The following is a 231-nucleotide window of genomic DNA, read 5'->3' as shown; positions in this document are numbered from 1 at the left end:
CCCATGTTCATGGTTGATATTGCCGTTCCCCGTGATATTGAGGCCGAAGTCGCCGACCTGAGCGATGTCTATTTGTACACCGTCGATGATCTGCGCAATATCATTGAAGAAAATGTCCGCTCGCGTGAAGACGCCGCGCAACAAGCCGAAGAGCTGATTCTGGCGGGCGTTGAACACTTTATGCGCGAGCTGAAAGTGCTCGATGCCGTTCATACCGTGACGGACCTGCGC

At 54.1% G+C, this 231-nt stretch carries 1 pseudogene; it reads left to right on the top strand.

Annotated elements, in window-relative coordinates:
* Nucleotides 1-231: pseudogene (locus tag Q4563_RS23120) on the top strand (glutamyl-tRNA reductase); the annotation flags it as partial.

The sequence above is a fragment of the Gilvimarinus sp. 1_MG-2023 genome, from assembly GCF_030548285.1.
The sequence above is the reverse complement of the archived record's forward strand: the minus strand, read 5'-3'. Positions and strand labels throughout refer to the sequence as shown.